This is a genomic window from Sandaracinomonas limnophila, from assembly GCF_004005965.1.
GTDB lineage: Bacteria > Bacteroidota > Bacteroidia > Cytophagales > Spirosomataceae > Sandaracinomonas > Sandaracinomonas limnophila.
Genome location: NZ_SACY01000002.1, coordinates 364642 through 388824, shown reverse-complemented (window position 1 = coordinate 388824; position 24183 = coordinate 364642). Strand labels below are relative to the sequence as shown.

Annotated in this window: 18 protein-coding genes; 6 read left to right on the top strand and 12 right to left on the bottom strand. The window is 35.8% G+C overall.

Annotated features, from left to right (window positions below; all coding sequences use genetic code 11):
• The 4 genes from EOJ36_RS05275 (at position 1) to EOJ36_RS05260 (ending at position 6425) form a co-directional block, all read left to right on the top strand.
• Positions 1-957 (top strand): MlaD family protein, encoded by a 957-nt coding sequence (locus tag EOJ36_RS05275; protein ID WP_127803081.1) that lies wholly within the window; start codon positions 1-3, stop codon positions 955-957.
• Positions 917-1789, top strand: coding sequence for a 50S ribosomal protein L11 methyltransferase (gene prmA, locus EOJ36_RS05270; RefSeq protein WP_238944413.1), 873 nt, complete (start codon positions 917-919; stop codon positions 1787-1789). The genes EOJ36_RS05275 and prmA overlap by 41 nt, the downstream gene beginning before the upstream one ends.
• A gap of 72 nt (positions 1790-1861) precedes the next feature.
• Positions 1862-4810, top strand: coding sequence for a DEAD/DEAH box helicase (locus EOJ36_RS05265; protein WP_127803079.1), 2949 nt, complete (start codon positions 1862-1864; stop codon positions 4808-4810).
• A 1165-nt stretch (positions 4811-5975) separates the two neighbouring features.
• Positions 5976-6425 (top strand): hypothetical protein, encoded by a 450-nt coding sequence (locus EOJ36_RS05260; protein ID WP_127803077.1) that lies wholly within the window; start codon positions 5976-5978, stop codon positions 6423-6425.
• Here EOJ36_RS05260 and EOJ36_RS05255 read toward each other — a convergent pair whose 3' ends face one another.
• Positions 6426-7088, bottom strand: coding sequence for a metal-dependent transcriptional regulator (locus tag EOJ36_RS05255; protein ID WP_127803075.1), 663 nt, complete (start codon positions 7086-7088; stop codon positions 6426-6428).
• Between the two features lie 189 nt (positions 7089-7277).
• Between EOJ36_RS05255 and EOJ36_RS05250 the strand changes: the two genes are divergently transcribed.
• Entirely contained in the window at positions 7278-8588 is a 1311-nt protein-coding gene (locus EOJ36_RS05250; protein ID WP_238944412.1) for an Nramp family divalent metal transporter, read from the top strand.
• On the opposite strand, the gene ribD is transcribed toward EOJ36_RS05250, so the two are convergent.
• The 9 genes from ribD to EOJ36_RS05205 form a co-directional block, all read right to left on the bottom strand.
• Entirely contained in the window at positions 8562-9623 is a 1062-nt protein-coding gene (gene ribD, locus EOJ36_RS05245) for a bifunctional diaminohydroxyphosphoribosylaminopyrimidine deaminase/5-amino-6-(5-phosphoribosylamino)uracil reductase RibD (RefSeq protein ID WP_127803071.1), read from the bottom strand. The genes EOJ36_RS05250 and ribD overlap by 27 nt on opposite strands.
• Positions 9616-12723, bottom strand: a complete 3108-nt coding sequence (locus EOJ36_RS05240; RefSeq protein WP_127803069.1) for an efflux RND transporter permease subunit — start codon at positions 12721-12723, stop codon at positions 9616-9618. The genes ribD and EOJ36_RS05240 overlap by 8 nt, the downstream gene beginning before the upstream one ends.
• A 5-nt stretch (positions 12724-12728) precedes the next feature.
• Positions 12729-13745 (bottom strand): glycosyltransferase family 9 protein, encoded by a 1017-nt coding sequence (locus EOJ36_RS05235; RefSeq protein WP_164847851.1) that lies wholly within the window; start codon positions 13743-13745, stop codon positions 12729-12731.
• A gap of 16 nt (positions 13746-13761) precedes the next feature.
• Positions 13762-14862, bottom strand: a complete 1101-nt coding sequence (locus EOJ36_RS05230; protein WP_127803065.1) for an efflux RND transporter periplasmic adaptor subunit — start codon at positions 14860-14862, stop codon at positions 13762-13764.
• A 74-nt stretch (positions 14863-14936) separates the two neighbouring features.
• Positions 14937-15407 (bottom strand): Lrp/AsnC family transcriptional regulator, encoded by a 471-nt coding sequence (locus tag EOJ36_RS05225; RefSeq protein WP_127803063.1) that lies wholly within the window; start codon positions 15405-15407, stop codon positions 14937-14939.
• A complete protein-coding gene (locus EOJ36_RS05220) occupies positions 15394-15906 on the bottom strand; it encodes a gliding motility lipoprotein GldH (RefSeq protein ID WP_164847850.1) in 513 nt (170 codons plus the stop codon). The genes EOJ36_RS05225 and EOJ36_RS05220 overlap by 14 nt, the downstream gene beginning before the upstream one ends.
• Complete coding sequence (gene ricT / locus EOJ36_RS05215) at positions 15878-17284, bottom strand: PSP1 domain-containing protein (protein WP_127803059.1); 1407 nt, start codon at positions 17282-17284, stop codon at positions 15878-15880. Before ricT ends, EOJ36_RS05220 begins: the two co-directional genes overlap by 29 nt.
• Before the next feature lie 12 nt (positions 17285-17296).
• The gene (gene purD / locus EOJ36_RS05210; RefSeq protein ID WP_127803057.1) at positions 17297-18586 is read right to left on the bottom strand and encodes a phosphoribosylamine--glycine ligase; all 1290 of its coding nucleotides are present in this window, start codon (positions 18584-18586) and stop codon (positions 17297-17299) included.
• A 4-nt stretch (positions 18587-18590) separates the two neighbouring features.
• Entirely contained in the window at positions 18591-20948 is a 2358-nt protein-coding gene (locus EOJ36_RS05205) for a RecQ family ATP-dependent DNA helicase (protein WP_127803055.1), read from the bottom strand.
• A 78-nt stretch (positions 20949-21026) separates the two neighbouring features.
• Here EOJ36_RS05205 and EOJ36_RS05200 point away from each other — a divergent pair, with 78 nt between their 5' ends.
• On the top strand, positions 21027-21992 hold the full coding sequence (locus EOJ36_RS05200) for a KpsF/GutQ family sugar-phosphate isomerase (RefSeq protein WP_127803053.1): 966 nt from the start codon (positions 21027-21029) through the stop codon (positions 21990-21992).
• A gap of 116 nt (positions 21993-22108) precedes the next feature.
• Here the strand turns inward: EOJ36_RS05200 and EOJ36_RS05195 are convergent, their stop codons facing one another.
• Positions 22109-22585: a DUF4293 domain-containing protein gene (locus tag EOJ36_RS05195; protein WP_127803051.1), complete on the bottom strand. Its 477-nt coding sequence runs from the start codon at positions 22583-22585 to the stop codon at positions 22109-22111.
• A 35-nt stretch (positions 22586-22620) separates the two neighbouring features.
• On the bottom strand, positions 22621-24090 hold the full coding sequence (crtD, locus tag EOJ36_RS05190; protein ID WP_127803049.1) for a 1-hydroxycarotenoid 3,4-desaturase CrtD: 1470 nt from the start codon (positions 24088-24090) through the stop codon (positions 22621-22623).
• Positions 24091-24183: the final 93 nt, after the last annotated feature.

Below are 24183 nucleotides of genomic sequence, written 5' to 3'. Positions count from 1 at the left end.
ATGTTTAAGAGCAACGAGTTAAAGGTAGGTTTTTTGGCATTAATCACTTTTCTGATTATTTACTTCGGATTTAATTTTTTGAAGGGCAATGATCTTTTTACCAAGGCCAATATCTATTACGTTGAGTATGATAATGTAGATGGACTTTTGGTTTCCAATCCGGTGATGATGAATGGAATTGAGGTGGGAAAGGTAAAATCAGTTGCGCTTGAACCAGAAAAGGGGAATAAAATATTGGTTACACTTCGGTTAAATAAAGATCTTCATTTAAAAGACCAAAGTGTTGCGATTTTAGCAGATGGTGGTATTTTAGGAGGTAAAATTATCCGAATAGCCCTGGCTGGTACAAAAGATTTGGAGGAAGGTGTCTATATAAAAGGTATGACTGAAACAGGTCTAACGACCTTATTGAAAGAGCGAGCTATTCCAGTGATTTCAAATGCAGACTCTTTGTTGATTTCATTTAGAACGATCTCTAAAAAATTCGAAAACACGGGTACTATTTTAAACGAATTGCTGAAAAATTCTAATGCAACTGTAACTCATTTAGATGGTTCTGTGAATGGTATTTTGACAGATAATCGTGAGAATTTAGCTCAAATTTCTACAAATTTGAAATTGTTGTCTACCGACCTGGTAGAAACCGAAAAGCAATTAAAGCCCATGCTGAGCAAGTTTAATGTAATTGCAGATTCTTTGCAGGCATTGAAATTGGGAAAAACCCTACAGGAAATTAATGCAACCATGGTTTCTGTAAACAAGATTGTTAAATCTTTGGAACAAGGCCAAGGCTCAGCAGGTAAATTTCTTAAAAATGATAGCGTTTATGTTAGTTTAAATAAGACTTTGGTAAATTTGGATAAGCTTTTATTAGATTTTAGACTTCAGCCCAAGCGTTATTTAAACATTTCTGTTTTTGGCAAAAAAACACCACCGCCAACACCAAGCAATGACTGATAATATTCAAACGATTAAGGTTCATATTTCTGCTTCTGAAGAAATGTGTGAAATTTTAATGGCCGAATTCGCCGAAATTGGCTTTGATATTTTTGAAGAAAATCCCAATGGATTGGACGCATTTTGTGAAGAAAATTTGTTTGATTTGCTCCAAATGGAGGAAATAATTGCAAGATATCGTGCAGTAAGCCCCATTGAATATTCAATTGAGAAAATTGAAAAAGAGAATTGGAATCAGGTATGGGAATCTAATTATGAGCCCATTCGTATAGGCGATAAGGTTTTTATTCGCGCATCATTTCATCCAACTGAGCCTGGATATGCTATGGAATTGGTTATTAATCCTAAGATGTCATTTGGAACGGGTCATCATGAAACCACCCATTTAATGGTTGAAAATTTGTTTTCCTTAGATCTAAAGAATAAATCTGTTTTGGATGCAGGAACGGGAACCGGGATCTTAGCATTTGTGGCCCAAAAATTGGGTGCAAGTATAGTTCGTGGATTTGATGTAGATGCCTGGTCTGTTGAAAATTCAATTGAAAATGCAGCTTTAAACAACTGTTCAGATATTCCATTTGTACAAGGTACTATCCGTGAGGAAGACGATTTTTCCTATGATGTGTTGATTGTTAATATCAACCGAAACATTTTATTAGACGAGATGGGTGAATATGCTTCTCGATTGAAGTCTGGTGGATATTTGTTGTTGAGTGGGTTTTACACACAAGACATCCCTGCTTTAGAAAAAAAGGCAGCTCAATTCGGAATTCAAAAATTAAGTTTTTTGGAAAAGAATAATTGGGTATCCATGCTTTTGCAAAAAAAATAAACAATTTTCATTTTTTTTCTGTTATTTTTGGAAGTTTGACATATACTATCCATTAATTTGGGTAATTGTAAGATGAAAATTGTTCCAAGTAAACCCTTTCAAATTGTTTATTCCATTCTCTCACATGAATGCCTTGGGTATTTGTTTGAGGTGTTTGTTGTGCAGTTGAATGAAAAAAATCAACTTACTTGGGAGTACCAGACGCTTACTTCTCGAAATTTCAATGAATTTGAACACGGTTTGGAGGAAAAGGACAGGGCTGCCGTTGCTTTGATTGAGTCCATTAAGCCAACTATGATTTATGAGAAGTTTAATACGCAAAAAAAGCGCTTACAAGAAGAATTTTTCCTGAAAATATTTGACGCCGAAAAAGGTGAAAAGGATGTTGCAGATGCTATTTTACAAATAGTTGAAAAGAAGCGTGCCCAAATTTTCGAATTAATTTTTCCGGATAGAACTTTGTTTGTCATGGGAAATGACGGGAATCCGATGCGCCAAGCTGTTCAAATTCAGCCGGAACCGGTGGAGGTTCTTTTCCATTTTATGCGAAATGAGGAAAATACGCACTATTTTCCTACTCTTAAATACCAAGGAAATAAGCTTGAATTTCAATACAAAGATGCACTGATTTTGTGCGACGATCCTGCCTGGATGTTGTTGAACCAGAAATTATATCATTTCAAACCGGCCCTTGAGGGTAAAAAATTAAAGGCTTTTTTAAACAAAAAATTTGTAGTTATTCCAAAAAACATGGAGGAAGATTACTTCAAAAAGTTTGTTAAAAGCATGGTGGCACGATATCCTGTGCACGCTAAAGGATTTGATATTGTTAATTCAGAAAAAAATTGTCAGTATTTGCTTTCTTATGGTCCAATAGGTCCCAAAATTGAAGATGCAGATGCAGCGAAACCTGGCAAGAAAAGTCAAGCAAGTTTGGAAGCCGCCGATCGTTGGCAATTTGTACTTTCTTTTCAATATGGAAATAATCGATTTCCTTGGGATAATTTAGGTGCTGAGGCCAATGTTTTATTTGAGAAAAAAGGAGATTCTTATGCCTTTCAGAAAATAATGAGGACTTTGGCTAAGGAAAAAAGAGCCTTTACAACTTTAAAAAACATGGGTTTGCCCATGGATTTTGATGGAAGGGCTATGATTTCTAGAGGAGAGGCGGTTCAATGGCTCACTGTAAATAAACAGGCCTTAGATCAGGCTGGATTTTCACTCCAATTCAAAGGGGATGGTCAGGCACCAAGATATTTCTTAGGAAAGCCTGAAATAAAAATTCGAATTGGTGAAAAACTAGACTGGTTTGATGTTCAAGCAGTGATTTCATTTGGTGAGTTTCAAATTCCATTTTTGAAAATTCGTCAATTGATTTTGGCTAAAAAACACGAGTTTCATTTACCAGATGGTTCCATTGCCATGATTCCCGACAATTGGTTCCATGATTATCAAGATTTGTTTTACTTCTCAGAGACTCGTCCGGGAGACGATGGAATATATTTAAAGAAGCAACATTTTCAGCTGGTACAGGAGTGGGAAAATCAAGATTTGATCAAAACTGCCTTGCGACAAAAAACGGTTCAAGATTTAACCTTGATGACCAAGGAATTTCCTGTGCCAAAGAATTTTAAAGGCACGCTGCGTCCTTACCAATTAGAAGGGTACCGATGGATGCGGACTCGCCAAACGGCTGGATTAGGTGCTTGTTTGGCGGATGACATGGGATTGGGTAAAACAGTTCAGACTCTATGTTTATTGCAAAGTTTGAAGGAATCAGGCGAAACCTTGCCAAGTTTGTTGGTGATGCCAACTTCTCTTTTATACAATTGGGAAATGGAATCGAAGAAATTTACTCCTCAATTGCGTGTTTTGGTTTATAGTGGAAATCAAAGAGAGAAGCTTCAAAGTCAAATTGGGAAAGTGGATTTAGTCCTTTGCTCCTTTGGTATGGTTCGTTCAGATATCGATTGGTTTGAAAAACAAGCCTTTGCCTATGTAATTTTGGATGAGTCGCAGGCAATTAAAAATCCATTGGCAAATATTACTAAGGCGGTTCAGAAGCTAAATGCAAAGTTTCGTTTGGTAATGACTGGAACACCTTTGGAAAATTCTACACTCGACCTTTGGTCGCAAATGAATTTTGTGAATGCAGGACTTTTGGGTTCGCAAAGATACTTCAAAGATCATTTTCAAGTGCCAATTGAGAAAAAGGCAGATGTTGAAAAGAAAAAGCGCTTGTATCATTTGATTAAGCCTTATTTATTGAGAAGAGAGAAGCGACAAGTTGCTGCAGATTTGCCTGAGAAAATGGAATCTGTGACCTATTGTGGTATGACAGAGGAGCAGGAGAAATTATATGATAAGACTAAATCATTTTACCGAGATGCCCTTTTGAAGCAGATTAAAGACGAAGGTTTGCAAAAATCACGTTTCTCTGTTTTGCAAGGTTTGACCAAATTACGGCAATTGGCGAATCATCCTTTATTGGTTGATGAAAATTATGAGGGAGAGTCAGGCAAAATGGATGCTGTAATGGAGAAATTGGAGACGGTTTTGGAACAGCATCACAAGGTTTTAATATTTAGTCAATTTGTTCAACACCTAAATATAATTCGTAAAAAACTTGACAACTTGGGCGTTACTTATGCCTATTTGGATGGCGCAACCGGAGATAGAAAAGGGCAGGTAGAGAGTTTCCAAAAAGAGGGTGGTCAATCTGTTTTCCTCATTTCTTTGAAAGCTGGAGGGGTAGGATTAAACCTTACGGCTGCGGATTACGTATTTTTACTCGACCCATGGTGGAATCCGGCTGCGGAGGCACAGGCAATAGACCGTGCGCACAGAATTGGCCAAAAGAAAACGGTATTTACCTATAAGTTTATTAGTAAACAAACTGTAGAAGAGAAGATTCTCGCACTTCAACAAAGAAAACTAGACCTTGCAAATGAGTTAGTAACTTCAGATGAAAGTATTTTGCGTAATCTGAGCGAAGACGAATTGTTAGATTTGTTGAGCTAAAACCATTAATCTTATGAAAACAAATATCAAATTTGAATATTTTGTTTATAGTCTCCCAATTATATTATATTATTTTTTGTTTTTTCAATATGCGGTTAATGCACCCAAATGGGATGATTTTGCGATAATTCAATTCGTAAATGAAATAAGCAATGAGCCAAATTTAAGCAACAAAATTTCTTTTTTATTAAAGCAGCATAATGAACATCGCATCGTATTTACTAGGGTAATTGCTTTAGTTGATTATTATATTTTTGGTAAGGTAAATTTTATTCACCTTATGTTTGTTGGAAATTTGGCTTTATTGTTGATCGTTTTTTTGATTGTAAAAATGGTTTTTCAAAAAACTAAAAAATTTATTTTATGTTTCGTTCTTTTGCTATTTTGGCACTCTCTTTGCTTTTATGAAAATATTTTTTGGGGTATGGCCGCCATCCAAAATTTTTGGATAATTGCTTGGTTTCTTCTTAGCTTATATTTTTTATTAAATAATTCCAAATATCGAATTTTGGTATATTTTTTTACACTAATTGCTGTTTATACAAGTGGAAATGGGATTTTGCTTATTTCAATTTATTCTTTGTTTTTTTTAGTAAAACAAGATACTAGGCTTTTTTTAAAATGGATTATTTTTGGATTTATAATTCTCATTGCCTACTTTTTTAATTACCGAATACCGTCTCAAAATAATTTAACCCAATTTGATTTTTTAATTTTTTTGAAATCAGTATTTCTTTTAGCCGGCTCAATGACAGAAGGTTTGATTTTGCCAGTTAAGCAATATTTATTTGTAATGGTTTTTGGTATTATAATTTCATTATTTTCATTTTATAAAATCTTTATATTAGGATTTAAAATTTTTACTAAAAAGGAATTTTCAAATTCGGAACTTTCTCTGTTTGCCATTTTATTTTTTTGTTTTGGCACAATTTTTATGGTTGTATTTAGTAGGTGTGGACAAATAGAATTAGAAGGGTTTTTGTTAAGTAGGTATAAGGTTTATTCTGTATTGTTGGTTAGTGTGTTACTGATTTCTTTTGTTGAATCTTTTAATTTTGGAGGTGTTATACAACTATTTATTCTCATCTCAGTATTATTTTGGTTTGTGTGTATTCAACATTATTTTTTATTTTTTACAATAAATCAAAGACATTTTTTTACTACAATGGTATTCAATTGGGGAAATTTAAAATCTAATACTGGTGAAAATCAACTTCAGAGTTGGGAAGGAGTTATCCCTTTTGTTTATTCAAATCAAGTGAATAAGATTGATTCTACTAATTCAATTAAAATTAGGGATAAGGTTCATTTTGAAGTATCTGATTATCTAAATAATAATTTGTTAGATAATGGATTATATTTATTGTTAAGGAACAGGAAAAATATCTTTTTATTCCCTTTTATTCAGAATCCAAAACATTCTTATCGGAATTTATTTAACTATTCTGATTTTTATGAAATTGGAGCCTTATTTGATTCTAATTTATATGAAATGGGGGTTTTACCTGGGTATTATCAAGTGGAATTGTACGATCGGGGAGTTGTTCATTCTTGGAAAGGTCAAACAATATATATTCCAGATATTAAATCTAAAGAAGTAGAGAAAAATTGGTAATTATATTATTTTTACCAAAATATTTTTAGCAACTTCGTGGCTTATAAATACTGGAGTTTGGCCTTCAATGGATACCGATATGGAACGGTCAAATGAATTTATTTCAATTAAATTTAATTTTGAGCCTAATTTCAAGTCAAGCTTCGTTACCAATTGCAAAAAGACTGTAGAATCTTGAGCAACGCCCATTAAGGTGCAGGTGGTATTTGGTTTACAATCTGAAAGTAATTGATACCCAAGATCTGGGATTACCCCATCTTTATTTGGAATGGGGTCGCCATGGGGATCTACCTTTGGGAATCCCAAAAATTCATCCAATTTATTGATTAATTCTTCAGATTCGATGTGTTCTAGTTGCTCGGCAATGTCGTGCACCTGATCCCAATTAAAGCCCATTTTTTCTACTAAAAAAAACTCCCAAAGTCGGTGTTTTCTAACAATACTTAAAGCAATTTTTTGTCCCTTATCGGTCAATCGTACTCCCTGATATTTTTGGTAGTTGACCCAACCTTTTTCAGAAAGTTTCCTTAACATATCTGAAACAGAAGCAGCTTTGGTTTGAATCATTTCCGCTACCTCATTGGTAGATATCTCGTTTGGGTTGGATTCCGATAAACGATAAATAATTTTGAGATAATTTTCCTCGGCGAAAGATGTTGACATAGGGATTAATTTGCGTACAAATTACAAAAAAAATCTTCACATATTCAGGGCAAACAAAAGAAAAATTTAGACAAGTCTAAAAATTTGTTTTGAATTATCGAAAAAACAATTTAAATTGAATTTGAAAACTCCCCAACCACAACTAACAACTAACAACTAACAATTAACAATTAACAATTAACAATTGCCGTGGCTAATTGGAAATCAGACAGGAAAGAAAATACGCTTAGAGAAGTTTTTGCTTCAATACCTGTACCAGAGGGTAAAGGTTTTTGGCAAACTATCAGAGCTTTTTTGGGTCCAGGATTTATGGTGGCCGTGGGGTATATGGACCCGGGCAATTGGGCTACCGACTTGGCTGGTGGGGCATCATTTGGATATACCTTATTATTTGTTATCCTAGTTTCAAGCATTTTTGCAATGATTTTGCAGCATTTGGCATTAAAATTAGGCATTGCAACAGGTAGAGATTTAGCTCAGGCCTGTGGGGATGCTTTTTCAAAACCAGTAGCTATATTTTTATGGATTATTTGTGAGGTGGCCATTGCTGCCTGTGATTTAGCTGAGGTAGTTGGGTCTGCATTGGCCCTTCATTTGTTATTTGATATTCCTATTTTAGTTGGAATTTTTATAACTATTTTGGATGTATTTCTCATTTTATATTTTCAAAATAGGGGATTTAGGAAGCTTGAAGCAATTGTTATGGCAATGTTAGCCATTATTTCCTTAAGTTTTGGATATGAATTGATTGTTTCTCAACCTGAGTGGGGTGCGGTTGCTAAAGGATTATTACCTTCTTCAAGTATATTATTAGATTCTAAGCAACTATATGTTTCTATAGGTATTTTGGGGGCAACAGTAATGCCGCATAATTTGTATTTGCATTCTAGTATTGTTCAAACAAGAGCCTTTGGAGACAGAAAAGCAAATGCTATCAAGTTTGCGACTTATGACTCCAGTTTTTCATTAGGTTTTTCCTTTTTCATCAATTCTGGGATATTGATTTTAGCTGCTGCTGCCTTTCATGTGACGGGAAATCAGCAGGTAGCGGATATTCGTGAAGCCCATCAATTATTAAATCCTGTGTTGGGCGATAGGTTTGCTTCGGCTTTTTTTGCCATAGCCTTGTTAGCTTCTGGTCAAAATGCTACAGTTACAGGTACTTTAGCGGGACAAATTGTAATGGAAGGATTTTTGGATTTACGGATAAAACCCTGGATTCGAAGACTGCTGACTCGTCTAATTGCTGTAATTCCTGCCTTTTTTGTGACCTGGCTATGGGGTGAATCTAAGATAAATGATTTGTTAGTGCTTTCTCAAGTAGTCCTTTCCATGCAATTGAGCTTTGCTGTAATTCCTTTAGTCATGTTTACGAGTGATAAGGAAAAGATGGGAGAATTTGTCAATTCTAAGTTTTTACAATTTATTTCTTGGGCTATTTCTGCTTTTATTTTGAGTCTGAATTTATATTTATTAGCTCAAATTTTCGGATTCCTTTAAGCGATTCCAAATTTGCCACGTATTATTTGTGCCAAATGTTTTATTTGTTTGAAACCTAAGGTTTATCTGTGGTGCTTTTATGCCTTCTTGCAATTCGATTTCATTGTTAGTGATTTGAATTAATTCATCAAACAAATTACTTTCAATGAAGTTTTGTAAAGTTTGAGAGCCACCCTCTACTAAAATAGATTGTATATTTTTTTCAGTACAAAAGTTTAATACTTCTTGAAGAAACTCTATTGAATTTTCGGCAGAAATTTTCCACCAAAATTTTCCAAAACTTTCTTTTTGCAGAGTTTTATTGAAAATCCAAGTTGGGTTTTCATCTTTTAATAAGGTTAAATCTGGCTTTAATTTATTGTAGGGGTCTAAAATGATGCGCAAAGGATTTTTGCCAGGCCAATCTCTAGTGCTTAGAGATGGGTTGTCGTTGTTTGCTGTATTTACCCCAATTAAAATTGCTTGGTGTTCTGCTCGTAATTTATGAACCAATTGTTGACTTACAGAATTGCTAAATTGAACAGCATCCCCATTTTTTTTTGCTATATAGGCATCAGCTGAACAAGCAAATTTTAAGGTTATAAAGGGTCTTTTTACTTTATGAAAAGTGAAGAATTTTTGGTTGATAATTGTTCCTTTTTCACGTAAAATTCCTGATTGCACATCAATGCCGGCATTTTTAAGTTTTTCTATTCCTTTTCCGGCCACTAAAGGATTTGGGTCTACATTGCAAATATAAACTTTACCAACTTTGTGGGTGATTAGTAAATCAGCGCATGGAGGGGTTTTGCCAAAATGACTGCAAGGCTCAAGTGTTACATATACCTCGCTGTTCTCTAAATCATCGGTGTTTGAAACTGAATTAACAGCATTTACTTCCGCGTGTGGACCACCATATCGTTGGTGCCAGCCTTCTCCGATTACTCGATTATCTTTTACTATAACACAACCAACTAAAGGATTTGGAGCAACTTGGCCTTGTCCCAAAAGGGCGAGGTCAAGGGCACGTTGCATCCAAATTTCTTTTTTACCCATGGTTTACTAATTCCAGATTTTCAATTTCTTCTTTTTTGGCTTTCAGGTTTCTCGACAAATAACTGTAAATAGCTGGGATGATGTATAAAGTTAGAGAGGTTGAGAACAGCATTCCCCCTACCACAGCAATACCCATTGAAACCCTTGATTGAGATCCTGAGCCTAAGGCCAATGCAATTGGTAAAATACCTAAAATAGTACAAAGAGAGGTCATGACAATTGGTCGGAAACGAGCCACTGCAGCCTCTACTGCTGCCAGCTTCTTTTCGGAGCCAGCTTCTTTTCTTTGGTTTGCAAATTCTACAATTAGGATACCATTTTTGGTTACAAGACCAATTAAAACAATAATGCCAATTTGGGAGAAGATGTTTAAGGTTTGGCTGAAATCCCAAAGGCTTAATAAGGCTCCAGCTACCGCCAATGGAACGGTAAATAAGATAATGAATGGGTCAATAAAGCTTTCAAATTGTGCCGAAAGAATTAGATAAATTAACAAAATAGCCAAGGCGAACGCAAATAATAAAGATGAACTTGACTCTTTAAATTCCTTACTTTGACCATCATATCCAAAGGAGAAAGAAACGTCAAAAGTTTCTTTAGCCAATTTATCCATTTCATTTAAACCCTCTCCTAAAGTTACACCTTTGGCTAATTGGGCAGAAACGGTTGCTGCCACATAACGATTGTAGCGGAACAATTGTGGTGGTGTACTTTGTTCAGTAATTTTAACTAAGTTGTCTAGTTGAATTAAATCTCCTCTATTATTTTTTACGTAAAGCGATTTTAAATCGGTTACATCATTACGTTTTGGTCTATTGATTTGTCCAATAATTTGGTATTGTTTACCCTCCATTACAAAATATCCGAAACGACGTCCGGAAAGTCCTAATTGCAAAGTTTGAGCTATATCTTGAATTGATATTCCCAAGTTTTGCGCTTTTGCCCTGTCAATTTCAAGGCGTAGCTCTGGTTTTGTAAATTTCAAATTAACATCTGCCATTTCAAATTTGGATGATTCGCGCACTTTGCTCATAAATTGTGGAATCATTTTTTTCAAGGCAGGGAAATTTGGAGCTTGTACTACGAAAGCAACAGGAAGGCCACCGCCACCTCTTTGTCCGGTTGACAAAGTAGGTTCTTGAATGATTACAGATCTTGCTCCAGTATATTTTTTAATTTTTCCTTGTAAACTTTCTGCAATTTCTTGCTGAGACCTTCGACTTTTTTTGTCCTCAGTTAATAATACGCGCATATTTCCTGAGTTGAAACCACCATTTCCAAATGAAGGGGAAGTAAATGCATAAACAGCTGTTCTTTCTTTCGCTGGTACTTCATCCATTAAAAATTTGGAAATTGCATCGGTATAATTTAGCATGTAATCAAATGTTACCCCTTCTGGAGCCGTACTATTAATACGAATAGCTCCGCGGTCTTCTAAGGGTGCTAATTCGGAAGGAATAGCTTCGAATTTGAATAGGGTATAAATGATACCAACTAAAGAAATCATTAAAACCCATGCAAACCAGCGGATTCTTAAGAAGCCCTCTAATGAATTTTGATAAGCCTGGGTTAACCATACGAAGAAAGGTTCTGTTACGCGGTAAAACCATGGTTGATGGTGGCCACCTTTCAATAGCTTTGAACTTAACATGGGAGTCAAGGTCAAGGAAACAAAGGCAGATATGATCACTGATCCTGCTACAACAATTCCAAATTCTCTAAACAAGCGGCCAGTGATACCCTGTAAAAAGATAACTGGTAAAAATACTGCTGCGAGTGTGATGGTCGTTGAAATTACAGCAAAATAAATCTCTTTTGAACCTTCAATGGCTGCTTTCCACGGGGTCATTCCTTCTTCAATTTTTGAGAAAATATTTTCCAGAACAACGATTGCGTCATCAACTACAAGTCCAATGGAAAGAACTACCCCTAAAAGTGTTAGTACATTGATGGAAAAACCGACGGCATACATTAGGAAAAATACGCCAATTAAACTAACAGGAATTGCAGTAAGAGGGATAATGGTTGATCGCCAATCTCTTAAGAAAAGGAAAATGATGATTGTTACCAAGAAAATGGCAATCATGATGGTTTCTTCTACTTCTTCAATTGATCGTCTTACGAATTTTGTATTATCAAATCCTTCCTTCATAATTACATCCTTAGGAAGTGTAGATTGAATTTGTATGGTTTTTTTGCGGATTGCATCAACAATTTGAATTTGATTTGATCCTGGCTGAGGAATTACCGAAATAGAAACCATTTTTTGTAAGTCTCTCTTGAATAGAGTTTTGTCGTTTTCAGAAGCTAATTCGGCATATCCTACGTCTGAAAATTTAACAACTTTATCACCTTCTTCCTTGATAATCATATTGTTGAAGTCCTCAACTGTGGTAAGTCGCCCTTGAGTACGAACAGTAAGTTCGGTATTAGCTCCTTCAATACTTCCCGAAGGCAATTCTATGTTTTGTTTTGTTAGTGCATTTGCGATATCAGGTGCTGTTAATCTAAATGAAGCTAATCGTTCGGGGTCAATTCGTAAACGCATAGCATATTTTTGCTCACCCCACATTTGAACTGAGCTCACACCAGCTACTGTTTGAAATTTTTCTTTGATATTTCTCGTAGCAATTTCATTCAAACTTAAAATATCTCGTGAGTTTGAAAATACATTTACATTGTAAATTGGCATGGCATCCGCATCAGCCTTGGAAACGACTGGTGGATCTACGTCTTTGGGTAAAAGTGCCATGGACCGAGATACGCGGTCACGAACATCATTGGCAGCATCCTCAATGTTAACAGCAACATCAAATTCCACCGTAATGGTTGAACGACCATCACGTGAGGAGCTGGTCAAAGTTCTTACACCTGGAATACCATTGATAGATTCTTCCAAAGGTTCGGTAATTTGGGATTCAATAATATCGGCATTCGCCCCTGTATAGGCAGTTTGAACTGTTACTACAGGTGGGTCAACTGAAGGGTATTCTCGAATACCTAAAAAAGAATAACCGATGATTCCGAAAACGATGATTGTGATGGACATCACAACCGAAAGTACGGGTCTTTTAATGCTAATTTCTGATAAAGAGGCCATAATTTTTATTGTTCAAGCATTTCTACTTGGCTTTTTAAATAGGTTTTTTCAATATTTTTAAAAATTTCATCAACGGTATGTTCAGCTGGAACCTTTCCATCTTTGAAAAAAACTGTTGCAATATCTTGTTTTAAATAGGCTCCTGAATACACCATATATTCTTCAAAATTCTTGTATTTACCACAAATGATAAATCCAGGAATTTCAAAGGCATTGGCAATATGAGCAGGCCCAGAATCTACTCCAATATAAAATGAGGCATGCTGTATCCATTGCATACTAATTGGTAAATCAGATTTTCCTACCAATGAAATAAACCGTTTATCCTTAATTTCTAGACCGTTTTCTGTTCCAATTTCTACTATTTGAACATCAAATTTTTCCCATATTTTTGGAAGCAAATCCATCCATTTTTCATCTTTCCAATCTTTTTCATCTGAATTAGATTTTCTATGAATTATCCAATATTCGTGTTCTATTTGTTTTTTTTGAAGGGATGGATATAATTTGGGTGCTTCCTCTTTTAAGGCTAAGCCTGCTAATCGAGAAAACATTTCCAACAGGGTATATTTATTTAAATAATTTTTATAGGTTAATCCAAGATTGTCGGCCTGTGGATTTTCCAACCAGATTTTGTAAAAATTGTCATATCTAAGTTGATTCAAATGTAGATTATACAAATGATCGAAAGGATTCTTTTTCGTCAACCAAATGCTGGTTAGCAGATTTTTTTCTTTTATTATTTGATCCAAAAATGGATTGTTATCTAACAAACAAGCATAAGCAGGTTTGACTATCCAGGAAATATGTGCGCTTGGATATTTTGCTTTTAATTCCTTAAGGATAGGTGTTGCAGCAACGATATCTCCAAGGTGCTCTGCTAATAAAATTCCGATAAATTGTTTGTCGGGATTGGCGGACTTTTGTTTTTGAATGTCCTGCCAAATTTTACTATACGCTTTTAAAGCCTGCCAAGTGTAGGCAAGCTTTTGAAACTTAAATTTCCATATTTTGGGATTCAAAAAATACATGGCGGATTTATTCCACTACTTCTTTGATTTCTACTTCTCCGTCTGGTTTCACTTGAATGATTCCGTTTGTGATAAGAGTATCTCCTTTTGAAAGTCCTGACAGGATTTCAACTGTTTTGTCTCCTCTTGTTCCTAAAACGACCATTTGAGGGACCGATTTGCCATTTTTCACCAAAAACACTTTGTTTCCTCTTGCTTCCGGAATGATCGCTTCTGTTGGTATCATAATCGCAGAACCTTTGGATTTCAGGATTAAATCAATTTTTGCAAAGGCACCTGGTACCAATTTGTTCGCTGGATTAGGTGATGTTGCTCTGATTTGTAGGGTTCTTGTTTGCGGATCAATTTTTGGGTCGATTGCATATACATTTCCCTTATAGGTTACCTCTTCGTTTTCAGTTGTAAATTCGATTGTGTTTCCTCTGTGAATAGCATTTGCATATTTTGCAGGAATTGCAAATTCAATTTTTGCAGGATTGGAGCTGGTCAAAGTTGCAATTTTTGTGGAAGGGGTAATGTAACTTCCTAAACTTACGTAACGGAAACCGATTCTTCCCGAGAAGGGAGCCTTTACAATACATTTTGAAATTTGCACTTTTAGATCTTCAATGTCAGCTTGGATCGTATTGACTGAATTTACAGCAATGTCATATTCTCTTTGCGAAATTGCCTCCTTTTGTAATAAAACTTTTTGGCGGGCCTCATTGTCTTCTGCCAACTTTTTATTGAAACTCAGTTTGCGCAAACGAGCTTGCAAGTCATCGTCGTTTATTTTAAAAAGGATACCTCCTTGCTGAACGATATCGCCTTCCTTTAAATTTAGTTGGATGATTTTTCCTGAAATTTCAGCATGTATTTCAACCTCTTCATTTGGCAAAATACTACCTGTGGAACTAATCATGTCATCTAAACGGGTAGGCTTTACCACAGTTACTACTACGGCAGTTTTGCCACCTTTTCCTCCGGGACCACCCTTTCCTCCTTTATCTTTTCCTGCTTCTTTTTTATCTGGTTCGGCAGTTAATTTTTTGATTTTCGGATAAAAGGCTAATCCAACAATTAATAAAATTGCAAGGATTGTGACAAGTGTTTTTGTGCTTTTATTCATTTTCTGAAATATAAATAGGTTTTATTAGGCAATTTACTGTTTAATTCTTTTAATCTTATCCCATTTTGTAGGTTTTATGAAGGAAACCATGGGGAAAATGTTTTATTTTCTACTTCATTCATCACAAAATGACTTTGGGCATTCCCAATATTTTTAATACTTGCTAATTTATGCAAAATAAAATTTCGGTAATCATCCATATCGGAAACTACCACTTTTAGTAAAAAATCGCTGTTTCCGGACACGCAGTAGCATTCTTGAACCTCTGCCAGGGCCATAGCATCCTTTTCAAATTGGTTCAAATAATTGGCAGCATGTTCTTTAAGTGTTATTTCACAAAATACAGTTAAAGTTTTTCCCAATTTGTGGGTGTCTATAATGGCCTTATATCCCTTGATAACCCCATCACGTTCCATTCTTTTGATTCGTTCGTGGATAGGTGTGGGGCTCATTCCTAACCGAGTGGCCATTTCTTTGTTTGAAATAAAGGCATCCTCGTTTAGAAACGACAATATTTGCTTATCTATTTCATCAATTTTTGCCATCTTTATTGATTGGTTTTAAGGTGTATCCAACCGAAAAAATACCTTGTAGGGTATCTCGACGCATGAATTGGTTGATTTCAATAGTTAATTTTTCGCCTTTTTTAAAGCTTAATTTATCAAAAATCAAATAGGAATGGTTGTATAAATTTCCAGACCCTTCTCCCTTGGGTTTGCCTGTTTTGGGGTCATAAAAGATACCTTCTGCTAAGGTTCTTTTTAGAATTTTACCTTTACTGTCTTTTATTTGAGGAATAAAATAACAATTGTAGAAAGGATAATCTTCATTTTGTCTAATATTGACAAAAAGTTGATACTGTCCATTTTCAGGAATTTCTGGGATTTTAAAGGAAACAATTTGTTTTTCAGGCCATCCGTTGGTTCCCATAGATGTATTTTCCTCAAATCCAGGCTCAATTTGGCAGGATTGAAAGATAATACCCAATGAAAATATCAAAAGGAATACACGAAAATTATTCAGCAGACGGAGTGCTTTTGTCATTTCCTCCATTTGGTTTGGGTCTGAATTTCTTTTTAAATTTTTTCTTAGGCTTATTTCCTTCTTGACCTGCATTTGTATTTGCATTGTCAGTTTTTAACTCTCCCGGCGGATTCACACGCGGTCCTTGAACAGGTCGATCTTCCCTCGGTCTCTGGTCTCTCGGCCTCTGGTCTCTATTACCCTGTCTCTCGTCTCTAGGTCTCTGATCTCTATTATCTCTTCTTTCGTTTCTAAAACCTCCCTTTTGTTGCGAAGGATTTCTTTTTCCGCCTTTCGCATACTTTTTATCCATTCTTTCTAAGTCTGAATTCAACTCAGAAATACTAAGTTTTTCCACTACAGGACTATCAGGACTCAGATTTTCAAAAGATTCAGGAATGATTCCTTTTTTATTTAATTCGATAATTTCAGCCACTCTGTCACAACCTACTGCCACCCAATTGCTTTCTTCACCTTCTACTGCAAACCACATCATTCGTTTGAAAATGTCAGTTTTTTGAAGGCTGGCATTCCCTTTTCTAATCTTTAATTTTCCTTCAAGTGTTGGAATATGTTTGATGGCGTCCATGTAGGTCTCCAATTCATAATTCAAACAACATTTCAAACGACCACATTGGCCACTTAATTTTACTGGATTTAAAGAAAGGTTTTGGTATCTCGCTGCAGAAGTTGTTACGTTTTTAAAGTCGGTTAACCAAGTAGAACAACACAATTCTCTACCGCAAATTCCTATACCTCCAATTCTTCCCGCCTCTTGTCGCAAAGAAATTTGTTTCATTTCAATACGAACTTTGAATTCATTCGCTAGTACCTTGATTAATTCGCGGAAGTCCACGCGGTCGTCGGAAGAATAATAAAAAGTCGCTTTAACACCATCAGATTGATGTTCGACGTCCGACAATTTCATATTTAATTTTAAATCTCGAATAATTTCTCGAGATCTATGAATGGCAGCAATGTCTTTTGAAATAGATAATTCGTGTTTTTCTATATCTTTTTCAGTTGCTAGTCGAAGAATTTTTTTGATGGAATCATCATCTTTAATCCCTTTTTTGAGCAATTGCAATCGAACCAACTCCCCTTGAAGTGAAACAATACCTAGGTGGGCCCCCGTGCCAGTATCTACCATGACGGCATCACCAGTATGTAAAGAAAGTGAGTCAGCATTTTTGAAATACTCTTTTCTACCTCCTTTAAATTTTATTTCTACAATTGGGTAACGCTGGAACGTGGGTACGTCCACATCAGTTAACCAATCAAAAACGTTCATTTTATTGCAACCACCCGAGCCACAACCACCATTACTTTGGCAGCCGCTTACTTTTTGGTCTCCAGAAATGGAACCACAAGCTCCTGTTGAACAAGACTTACAAGCCATTGTATATTTTTTTTAAGGTTTGTACCTCAATACATCCAAACCTATATCTTTTCTAAAATGTTTGCCTTCGTATTGAATGGCATTTGCTGCTTTTTGGGATTTTTGAATTGCACTTTCTAAGGTGTTTGACATGCCCGTTAAGGCCATTACGCGTCCACCCGATGTAACAATTTTGCCATCCTGCTCTTTGGTGCCTGCATGGAATACAATTGCATCTTTCACTAGATCAAAGCCCGACATCACATCGCCCTTGCGATAATCCTCCGGGTATCCGCCAGCAACCAACATCGTGGTAACGGCAAATTGTTCACTCAATGCAATTTTTATGCCATTCAGCTTCCCTTTAGAAGCCGCAAACAACAAAGATAAGAAATCTGATTCGATTCTCGGTAATACTACTTCTGTTTCTGGGTCACCCATTCGGACGTTGTATTCAATTACAGAAGGATCTCCATTTTGGTTCATCAATCCGATAAAAATAAAACCTTGGTAAGGGATTCCATCTTCTTTAAGTCCTTTGATAGTTGGTTCAACAACTTTAGACTTTACCTTTTCCATGAATTTCTCATTGGCAAAAGGTACAGGAGAAACGGCACCCATGCCACCCGTATTTAAGCCTTCGTCATTATCTCGAATTCTTTTATAATCTTTCGCCTCGGGTAAAATAACATAGTTTTCACCATCGCTTAATACGAAAACAGATAATTCTATGCCATGTAAAAAGTCTTCAATAACCACCTTAGAACTTGCATCGCCAAATTTGGCATCCAACAACATTTCTTTCAAGGTATCTTGAGCTTCTTTTAAGTTTTGAGCAATAATTACCCCTTTTCCTGCAGCTAAACCGTCGGCCTTTAAGACGATTGGGAAGGAAACATTATTGGCCAAATAGGCCAATCCTTCCTCAATAGTATCTTTTATAAAAGTTTCAGATTTTGCAGTAGGGATTTTATGACGATTCATGAAATTTTTGGAAAAATCTTTACTTCCTTCCAATTGTGCACCTAATTTTCCTGGACCCACAATACCCACATGCGAAATCATTGCATCGGCCTCAATAAAATCTCTGATGCCTCTTACTAAGGGCTCCTCAGGACCAACAACTACCAACTCTATATGATGACTAATAATTGCACTTTTTATTCCCTCAAAATCGGTAACCGCAATCGGCAAATTCGTGCCAATTTCAGCTGTACCCGGATTCCCTGGGGCAATGTATAAGTTGCTTAAAAGCGGACTTTGGGACATTTTCCAAGCAAACGCATGTTCTCTTCCTCCTGACCCTAGTAATAAAACGTTCATAAATTTAATTTGCTAACTCACTTAAAAATTTAATTCTCATTAATCGAAGTTCCTCTTCCACTACATCGTCAATATCGCAATCTTCCAATGCTTGAGAAATATTGTCGGTATCAGCATTTAAGAAATAATCATAAATTTCATCCTGCTTGTCTGGCTCAATGACTTGATTGATATAATAATCCAGATTTAATTTGGTTCCAGAATAACAAATGGCTTCAATTTCGTTGATTAATTCCTCCATTGATAATTCCTTTTGTTCTGCAATCAAGTCCAAATCAATTTTACGATCCACTTGCTGGATGATGTAAATTTTTATCATGGATTTGTTTACAGTGGACTTAACTACAACCTCTTTCGCAGTTTCAATTTCGTTTTCTTCAACGTATCGGTTGATGACCTCTAAAAATGGTTTCCCAAATTTAACTACTTTTCCCATACCAACCCCATTTATTTGAGCCATTTCTTCTTGCGTGGCGGGGTATGTAGTTGCCATTTCCTCTAAGGAAGGGTCTTGGAAAATAACAAATGGGGGAAGGTTTTTTTCCTTCGCAATTTTTTTACGTAGATTTTTTAATACTTCAAAAAGCTCTTGGTCGTAAGCCTTTGCATTCATCCCTGCATTTTCCTCTTCGTCTATTGCATCTTGAACCTCTTTTTTATAATCATGATCTTTTTGGAAGGTTAGAGGATAGGAGTTTTGAATGAATTCTTCTCCTTTGGTACTGATTTTTAAGCAGCCAATGTTTTCAATATCTTTTTCTAGCAATCCAAAAATCGACAATTGCTTGATAAATGAAATCCAAGGTGAAACTTGAATAATATTCTCCTCTTCTTTTTTCTTCGATTTTAATTTTTTAGCTTTTTTCTTTTTGGTTTTCGGCTTTTCCTCCTCCTCATCATCAAAGTCATCATCTAACTCTTCCTCATCTTCGTCATCCTCATCTTCGTCTTCTTCATCTGTTTCAGCCTTTGCCCAGAATGGATTAGCACCTTTCCCAAAATATTCTAATTTGTCGTGTCCATAACTTTCAACAAATTGATTTTGTGTGCCGTCTAAAATGTCGGCAATGTGTTCAATGGTAAATTTTCCTTCTGTTTCTTGGATAGTTTTTAGAACCCAAACCGCCTCTTCTTCTGCCTTAAAACTTTGGGTAGGGTGTTGACAATTGTCGCAAAATCCACAATTTTCTCCTAAATATTCTCCAAAATAATGAAGTAATTGCCTTCTTCTACAAATTCCTAAATTGGCAAAATCTTCCATTTCGGCCAATAAAATTTTGGCATTTTCTTTTTCCGAAACCCCTTTATTTTTATTGAATTTGTCTAATTTTTCAATATCGTCATGATCAAAAAATAAGATGCAGGTTCCGTCTAAACCATCTCTGCCGGCTCTACCTGTTTCCTGATAATAACCTTCTAAAGATTTAGGAGCGTCATAATGTATTACAAAACGCACATCCGGTTTGTCGATTCCCATTCCAAACGCAATGGTTGCCACCATTACATCCACTTCTTCGTTTAAAAATGCCTCTTGGTTATTGATTCTAATTTGAGGGTCCAACCCAGCATGGTACGGAAGTGCATTAATTCCATTGACCAACAAAAGGTCGGCAACGTCTTCCACTTTTTTACGACTTAGACAATATATAATTCCTGCCTTACCTGTATGTGATTTGATATAACGAATCAATTGTTTATCAACCTCGTGTTTAGAACGGATTTCGTAATAAAGGTTTTTTCTATTGAAAGAGGATTTGAAAACCTTTGCATCTTCAAGTCCTAAGGTTTTTTGAATATCCTGTTGAACTTTAGGAGTTGCTGTAGCGGTAAGCGCAATGATAGGTAATTTCGGATTAACCTCTTCAATGATGGATTTGATTTTTCGATACTCTGGTCTAAAATCATGGCCCCATTCGGAAATACAATGAGCCTCATCTATGGCAACAAACGATATGTTTGCTTGTTTTAAAAACGATAGATTGTCTTGTTTATTTAGTGATTCTGGCGCAATGTAAAGTAACTTGACCTTGCCCGCCAAAATTTCCGTTTTCACCTTATTAATTTCTACTCTTGTTAGGGAAGAATTTAAAAATTGGGCATTGATACCAAAGGCCAGCATCTGGTCCACCTGATTTTTCATGAGGGCAATGAGCGGTGAAATAACAATGGCTGTTCCCTCCATTACAATGGCAGGCAGCTGATAGCACAAGGATTTGCCGGCACCCGTAGGCATTAGTACAAAGCTGTGGTTTCCTGCTAAGGTATTTTGAATGATGTGCTCTTGTTCACCCCTAAATTGGTCAAACCCAAAGGTCTTTTTAAGCTGATCTTTTAAAACATCATTTGAAATCGAATTAGGCATATATCAAAAACAATGGTTCAGTGTTCCTACTCTTTAATTTCTTTTATGGTATCTTTGTAGCACCAAAAACTCTGTAAATTGAAATTAAGCAAAAATATTGAATCTACAGCAAAAAAAATTTTGCAAGAAGAAGCGAATGCAATTCTGCGTGTAAGTGAATTAATTGATGACTCTTTCATTTCTTGTATTGAACATTTGTTGCATCAGGAGGGGCGAGTGGTTTTTACAGGTATTGGTAAATCGGCTATAATTGCCCAAAAATTAGTGGCAACTTTCAATTCTACAGGGACTCCCGCCTTGTTTATGCACGCGGCTGATGCCATTCATGGTGATTTAGGGATGATTCAAAAGGGGGATTCCGTAATTTGCATTTCTAAATCGGGAGATACACCCGAAATTAAAGTTTTGGTTCCATTGATTAAGCGGTTGGGTGTTACTTTGATTGCAATGGTTTCCAATTTGGATTCCTATTTGGGTCAACAGGCAGATTTTCGTTTGCATGCTTTGGCAGAAAAGGAGGCCGATATTCTTAATTTAGCTCCTACTACTTCAACTACCGTTGCTTTGGCTTTAGGAGATGCAGTGGCTATTTGCTTGTTGGAAGCACGTGGATTTTCTGCACAAGATTTTGCCAAATACCACCCCGGCGGCGCATTGGGGAAACGGTTGTATTTAAAAGTTGCTGACATTTATCCTTCACACGAATTTCCACAAATTGGTCCAAATGCTTCTATAAAAGACGCAATCCATGAAATTTCTTCTAAACGATTGGGTGCAACAGCAGTAGTTGATGGAGACAACTTATTGGGAATTATCACTGACGGCGACGTTCGCAGAATGTTGGAAAATCATTCCGATTGGTCTAAATTAACTATTCAGGATATGATGAATACCCATCCCAAAACAATAAATTCCAATGAATTTGCAACTGAGGCATTGGCAACAATGCAATCAAAAAATATCACACAATTGGTAGTATTAGAAAACCAAAAAGCCGTTGGTTTTGTCCATTTACACGATTTGTTGAAGGAGGGAATTGTTTAGAGTTATGAGTTATGGGTTATGGGTTATGAGTTATGGGTTATGAGTTATGGGGTTGTTTCAGAAATTAACAATTATCAATTAACAATTAACAATTAACAATTAACAATTAAAAATTTCTATCTCATCCTATCCGAGCTTCTCACTAACATTTCATCCTTTCTAATCAGTCTGTTGGCAATCATATTTCCTAAAAGGGCAATAACTAAGGCATAAAATCCTAGGTCATATTTTCCATTTTGCTCTGGAGCGAATAGAGGAATTGCCTGTTTGAAAATAATGAAAAAGGCATATCCAACCGTTCCAGCTATGAGCATGGAATTGATTAAACCCATCATCATTTGACGCATTCTGTTTTTAAAGGAAAATAAAATTCCGATGGTTAATACCAAGGACGCGCCTAATAATCCTGAAAGCGCAATATGAGATGTTTCAGCAATATCCTTCCCATTCAATACTTGTTGCATTTGCGTAATAGTAACAAAAACCTCTTGTCCGTCGATGTGAATTTTTGTCCAAATTCTTACACCGGTTAACACAAACACTTGGCAGACAATAACTAGGGCTAAAAATATCGATTGGGGTCTTTGAATCATTTGCTTAAATTTTTTGCAAAGCTATATAAATTCCCTTAATCCTTTAAAGATTCAGCTGCAATTTTTGCAGAAGATAGGCATAGGGGGATACCTCCTCCGGGATGTACACTTCCTCCAACCCAAACAATGTTTTCAATTGATTTTTTAAAGTTTGGATGTCTTAGGAAAGCAGAAAATTTATTATTAGATGAATTCCCATACAAGGCTCCGCCGGTGGAACCTGTTCGATTTTCAATTCGGATGGGGTCTAAATAATCCTCTTCCTCAATTTGATCTTCTATGTTAACTTTTAGAATTTTATTGATTTTGTCTATGACCTTTTGTCTGGTAATTCGAGCGAAATCCTCCCAGTTTTGTCCCGAATTGGCTGGTGTATTCACTAAAATAAACCAATTTTCAGCATTTTCAGGGGCATCGTTTTTTTCTACTTTGGAGGAAATGTGCACATAAACGGTGGGGTCAAGAGCAACTGTTTTTTCTTGGAATATTTCGGTGAATTCTTGTTGATAATTGTCTGAAAAAAAGATGTTGTGAACGCCCAATTCCTTGAAAGTTCGATTGATGCCCCAATAAAAAATAATTCCAGAGCTTGATTTTTCTTGGACTAATTTTGAATAATTTACAGGTATTTCGTTTGCTAAAATAAATTTTTTGTAAAAAAGCTCAATGTCTAAATTGGACCCAACCTGGTCAAATTCATACCTGTTTTTGGCAGTTTGAAATCCCAAAATTTTATTTTTTTCAATTAGTAGCTTTTGTACTTCTTCTCCCAAATGGAATTCTACTCCTACTTCTTGTGCCAATTTTACCAAAGAATTTACTATTTCAATCATTCCTCCCTTGGGGAAATAGGCTCCTAAATGATATTCAAGGTGCGGGATTATGCTTAAAGTTGCAGGAGTTTGGTAGGGGTCTGATCCATTGTATGTGGCATATCTATTGAATAATTGAACCGTTTTAGGGTTCTTGAATTGCTTTTTGTTAAATTGATTCATTGTAGAAAACAGTCCAAGTTTTGGAATGTTTGTGTATCCTTTCAAGGCTTCTTTACTTGTCCAGGTGCTGAATTTATGTAAAGATTTTTCAATGAATAGGGGATTCAGAATTTCATAATTTTGTTTTATTCGATTGAAATATTGTTTAAGTAGCGTTTCTTCTTCACCTAAAACACTGGCAAGTTCTTGGATTGTTTGGTCAATTTCTTGGTAGGTTTTGAGTTGAGTTCCATCTGTCCAGAAGTAATTACATATTTCTGGAAGTCTTTGATACGAAAAATAATTTCTTGTGTTTTTACTATGGAGTTCAAATAATTCTTCCACCAAATGAGGTAAGGTGAATAGAGAGGGACCCGCATCAAATCGGTAATTTTGCAGGGTAATTTGACTTAATTTGCCTCCTGGGTAGGGGTTTTTGTCAAAAACGTGCACTTTATACCCTTTTTTAGCTGCTCTTATTGCCAATGCGATTCCTGCAATTCCCGAACCAATAATTCCAAATTTTTTCATAAAAATTGAAAAAGTTGCAAAATCACAACTTTTCTTAAATTTCAGTCTTGTAATTTTGAAACATCAAAACCACTAATTGTTATAAAACCTAAC

Excerpts from the sequence above, each read along its gene's own strand:
- EOJ36_RS05275 (WP_127803081.1), top strand. The coding sequence starts at position 1 with ATGTTTAAGAGCAACGAGTTAAAGGTAGGTTTTTTGGCATTAATCACT.
- EOJ36_RS05265 (WP_127803079.1), top strand. The coding sequence starts at position 1,862 with ATGAAAATTGTTCCAAGTAAACCCTTTCAAATTGTTTATTCCATTCTC.
- EOJ36_RS05260 (WP_127803077.1), top strand. The coding sequence starts at position 5,976 with ATGGTATTCAATTGGGGAAATTTAAAATCTAATACTGGTGAAAATCAA.
- EOJ36_RS05255 (WP_127803075.1), bottom strand. The coding sequence starts at position 7,088 with ATGTCAACATCTTTCGCCGAGGAAAATTATCTCAAAATTATTTATCGT.
- ribD (WP_127803071.1), bottom strand. The coding sequence starts at position 9,623 with ATGGGTAAAAAAGAAATTTGGATGCAACGTGCCCTTGACCTCGCCCTT.
- EOJ36_RS05240 (WP_127803069.1), bottom strand. The coding sequence starts at position 12,723 with ATGGCCTCTTTATCAGAAATTAGCATTAAAAGACCCGTACTTTCGGTT.
- EOJ36_RS05230 (WP_127803065.1), bottom strand. The coding sequence starts at position 14,862 with ATGAATAAAAGCACAAAAACACTTGTCACAATCCTTGCAATTTTATTA.
- EOJ36_RS05225 (WP_127803063.1), bottom strand. The coding sequence starts at position 15,407 with ATGGCAAAAATTGATGAAATAGATAAGCAAATATTGTCGTTTCTAAAC.
- EOJ36_RS05220 (WP_164847850.1), bottom strand. The coding sequence starts at position 15,906 with ATGACAAAAGCACTCCGTCTGCTGAATAATTTTCGTGTATTCCTTTTG.
- ricT (WP_127803059.1), bottom strand. The coding sequence starts at position 17,284 with ATGGCTTGTAAGTCTTGTTCAACAGGAGCTTGTGGTTCCATTTCTGGA.
- purD (WP_127803057.1), bottom strand. The coding sequence starts at position 18,586 with ATGAACGTTTTATTACTAGGGTCAGGAGGAAGAGAACATGCGTTTGCT.
- EOJ36_RS05205 (WP_127803055.1), bottom strand. The coding sequence starts at position 20,948 with ATGCCTAATTCGATTTCAAATGATGTTTTAAAAGATCAGCTTAAAAAG.
- EOJ36_RS05195 (WP_127803051.1), bottom strand. The coding sequence starts at position 22,585 with ATGATTCAAAGACCCCAATCGATATTTTTAGCCCTAGTTATTGTCTGC.
- crtD (WP_127803049.1), bottom strand. The coding sequence starts at position 24,090 with ATGAAAAAATTTGGAATTATTGGTTCGGGAATTGCAGGAATCGCATTG.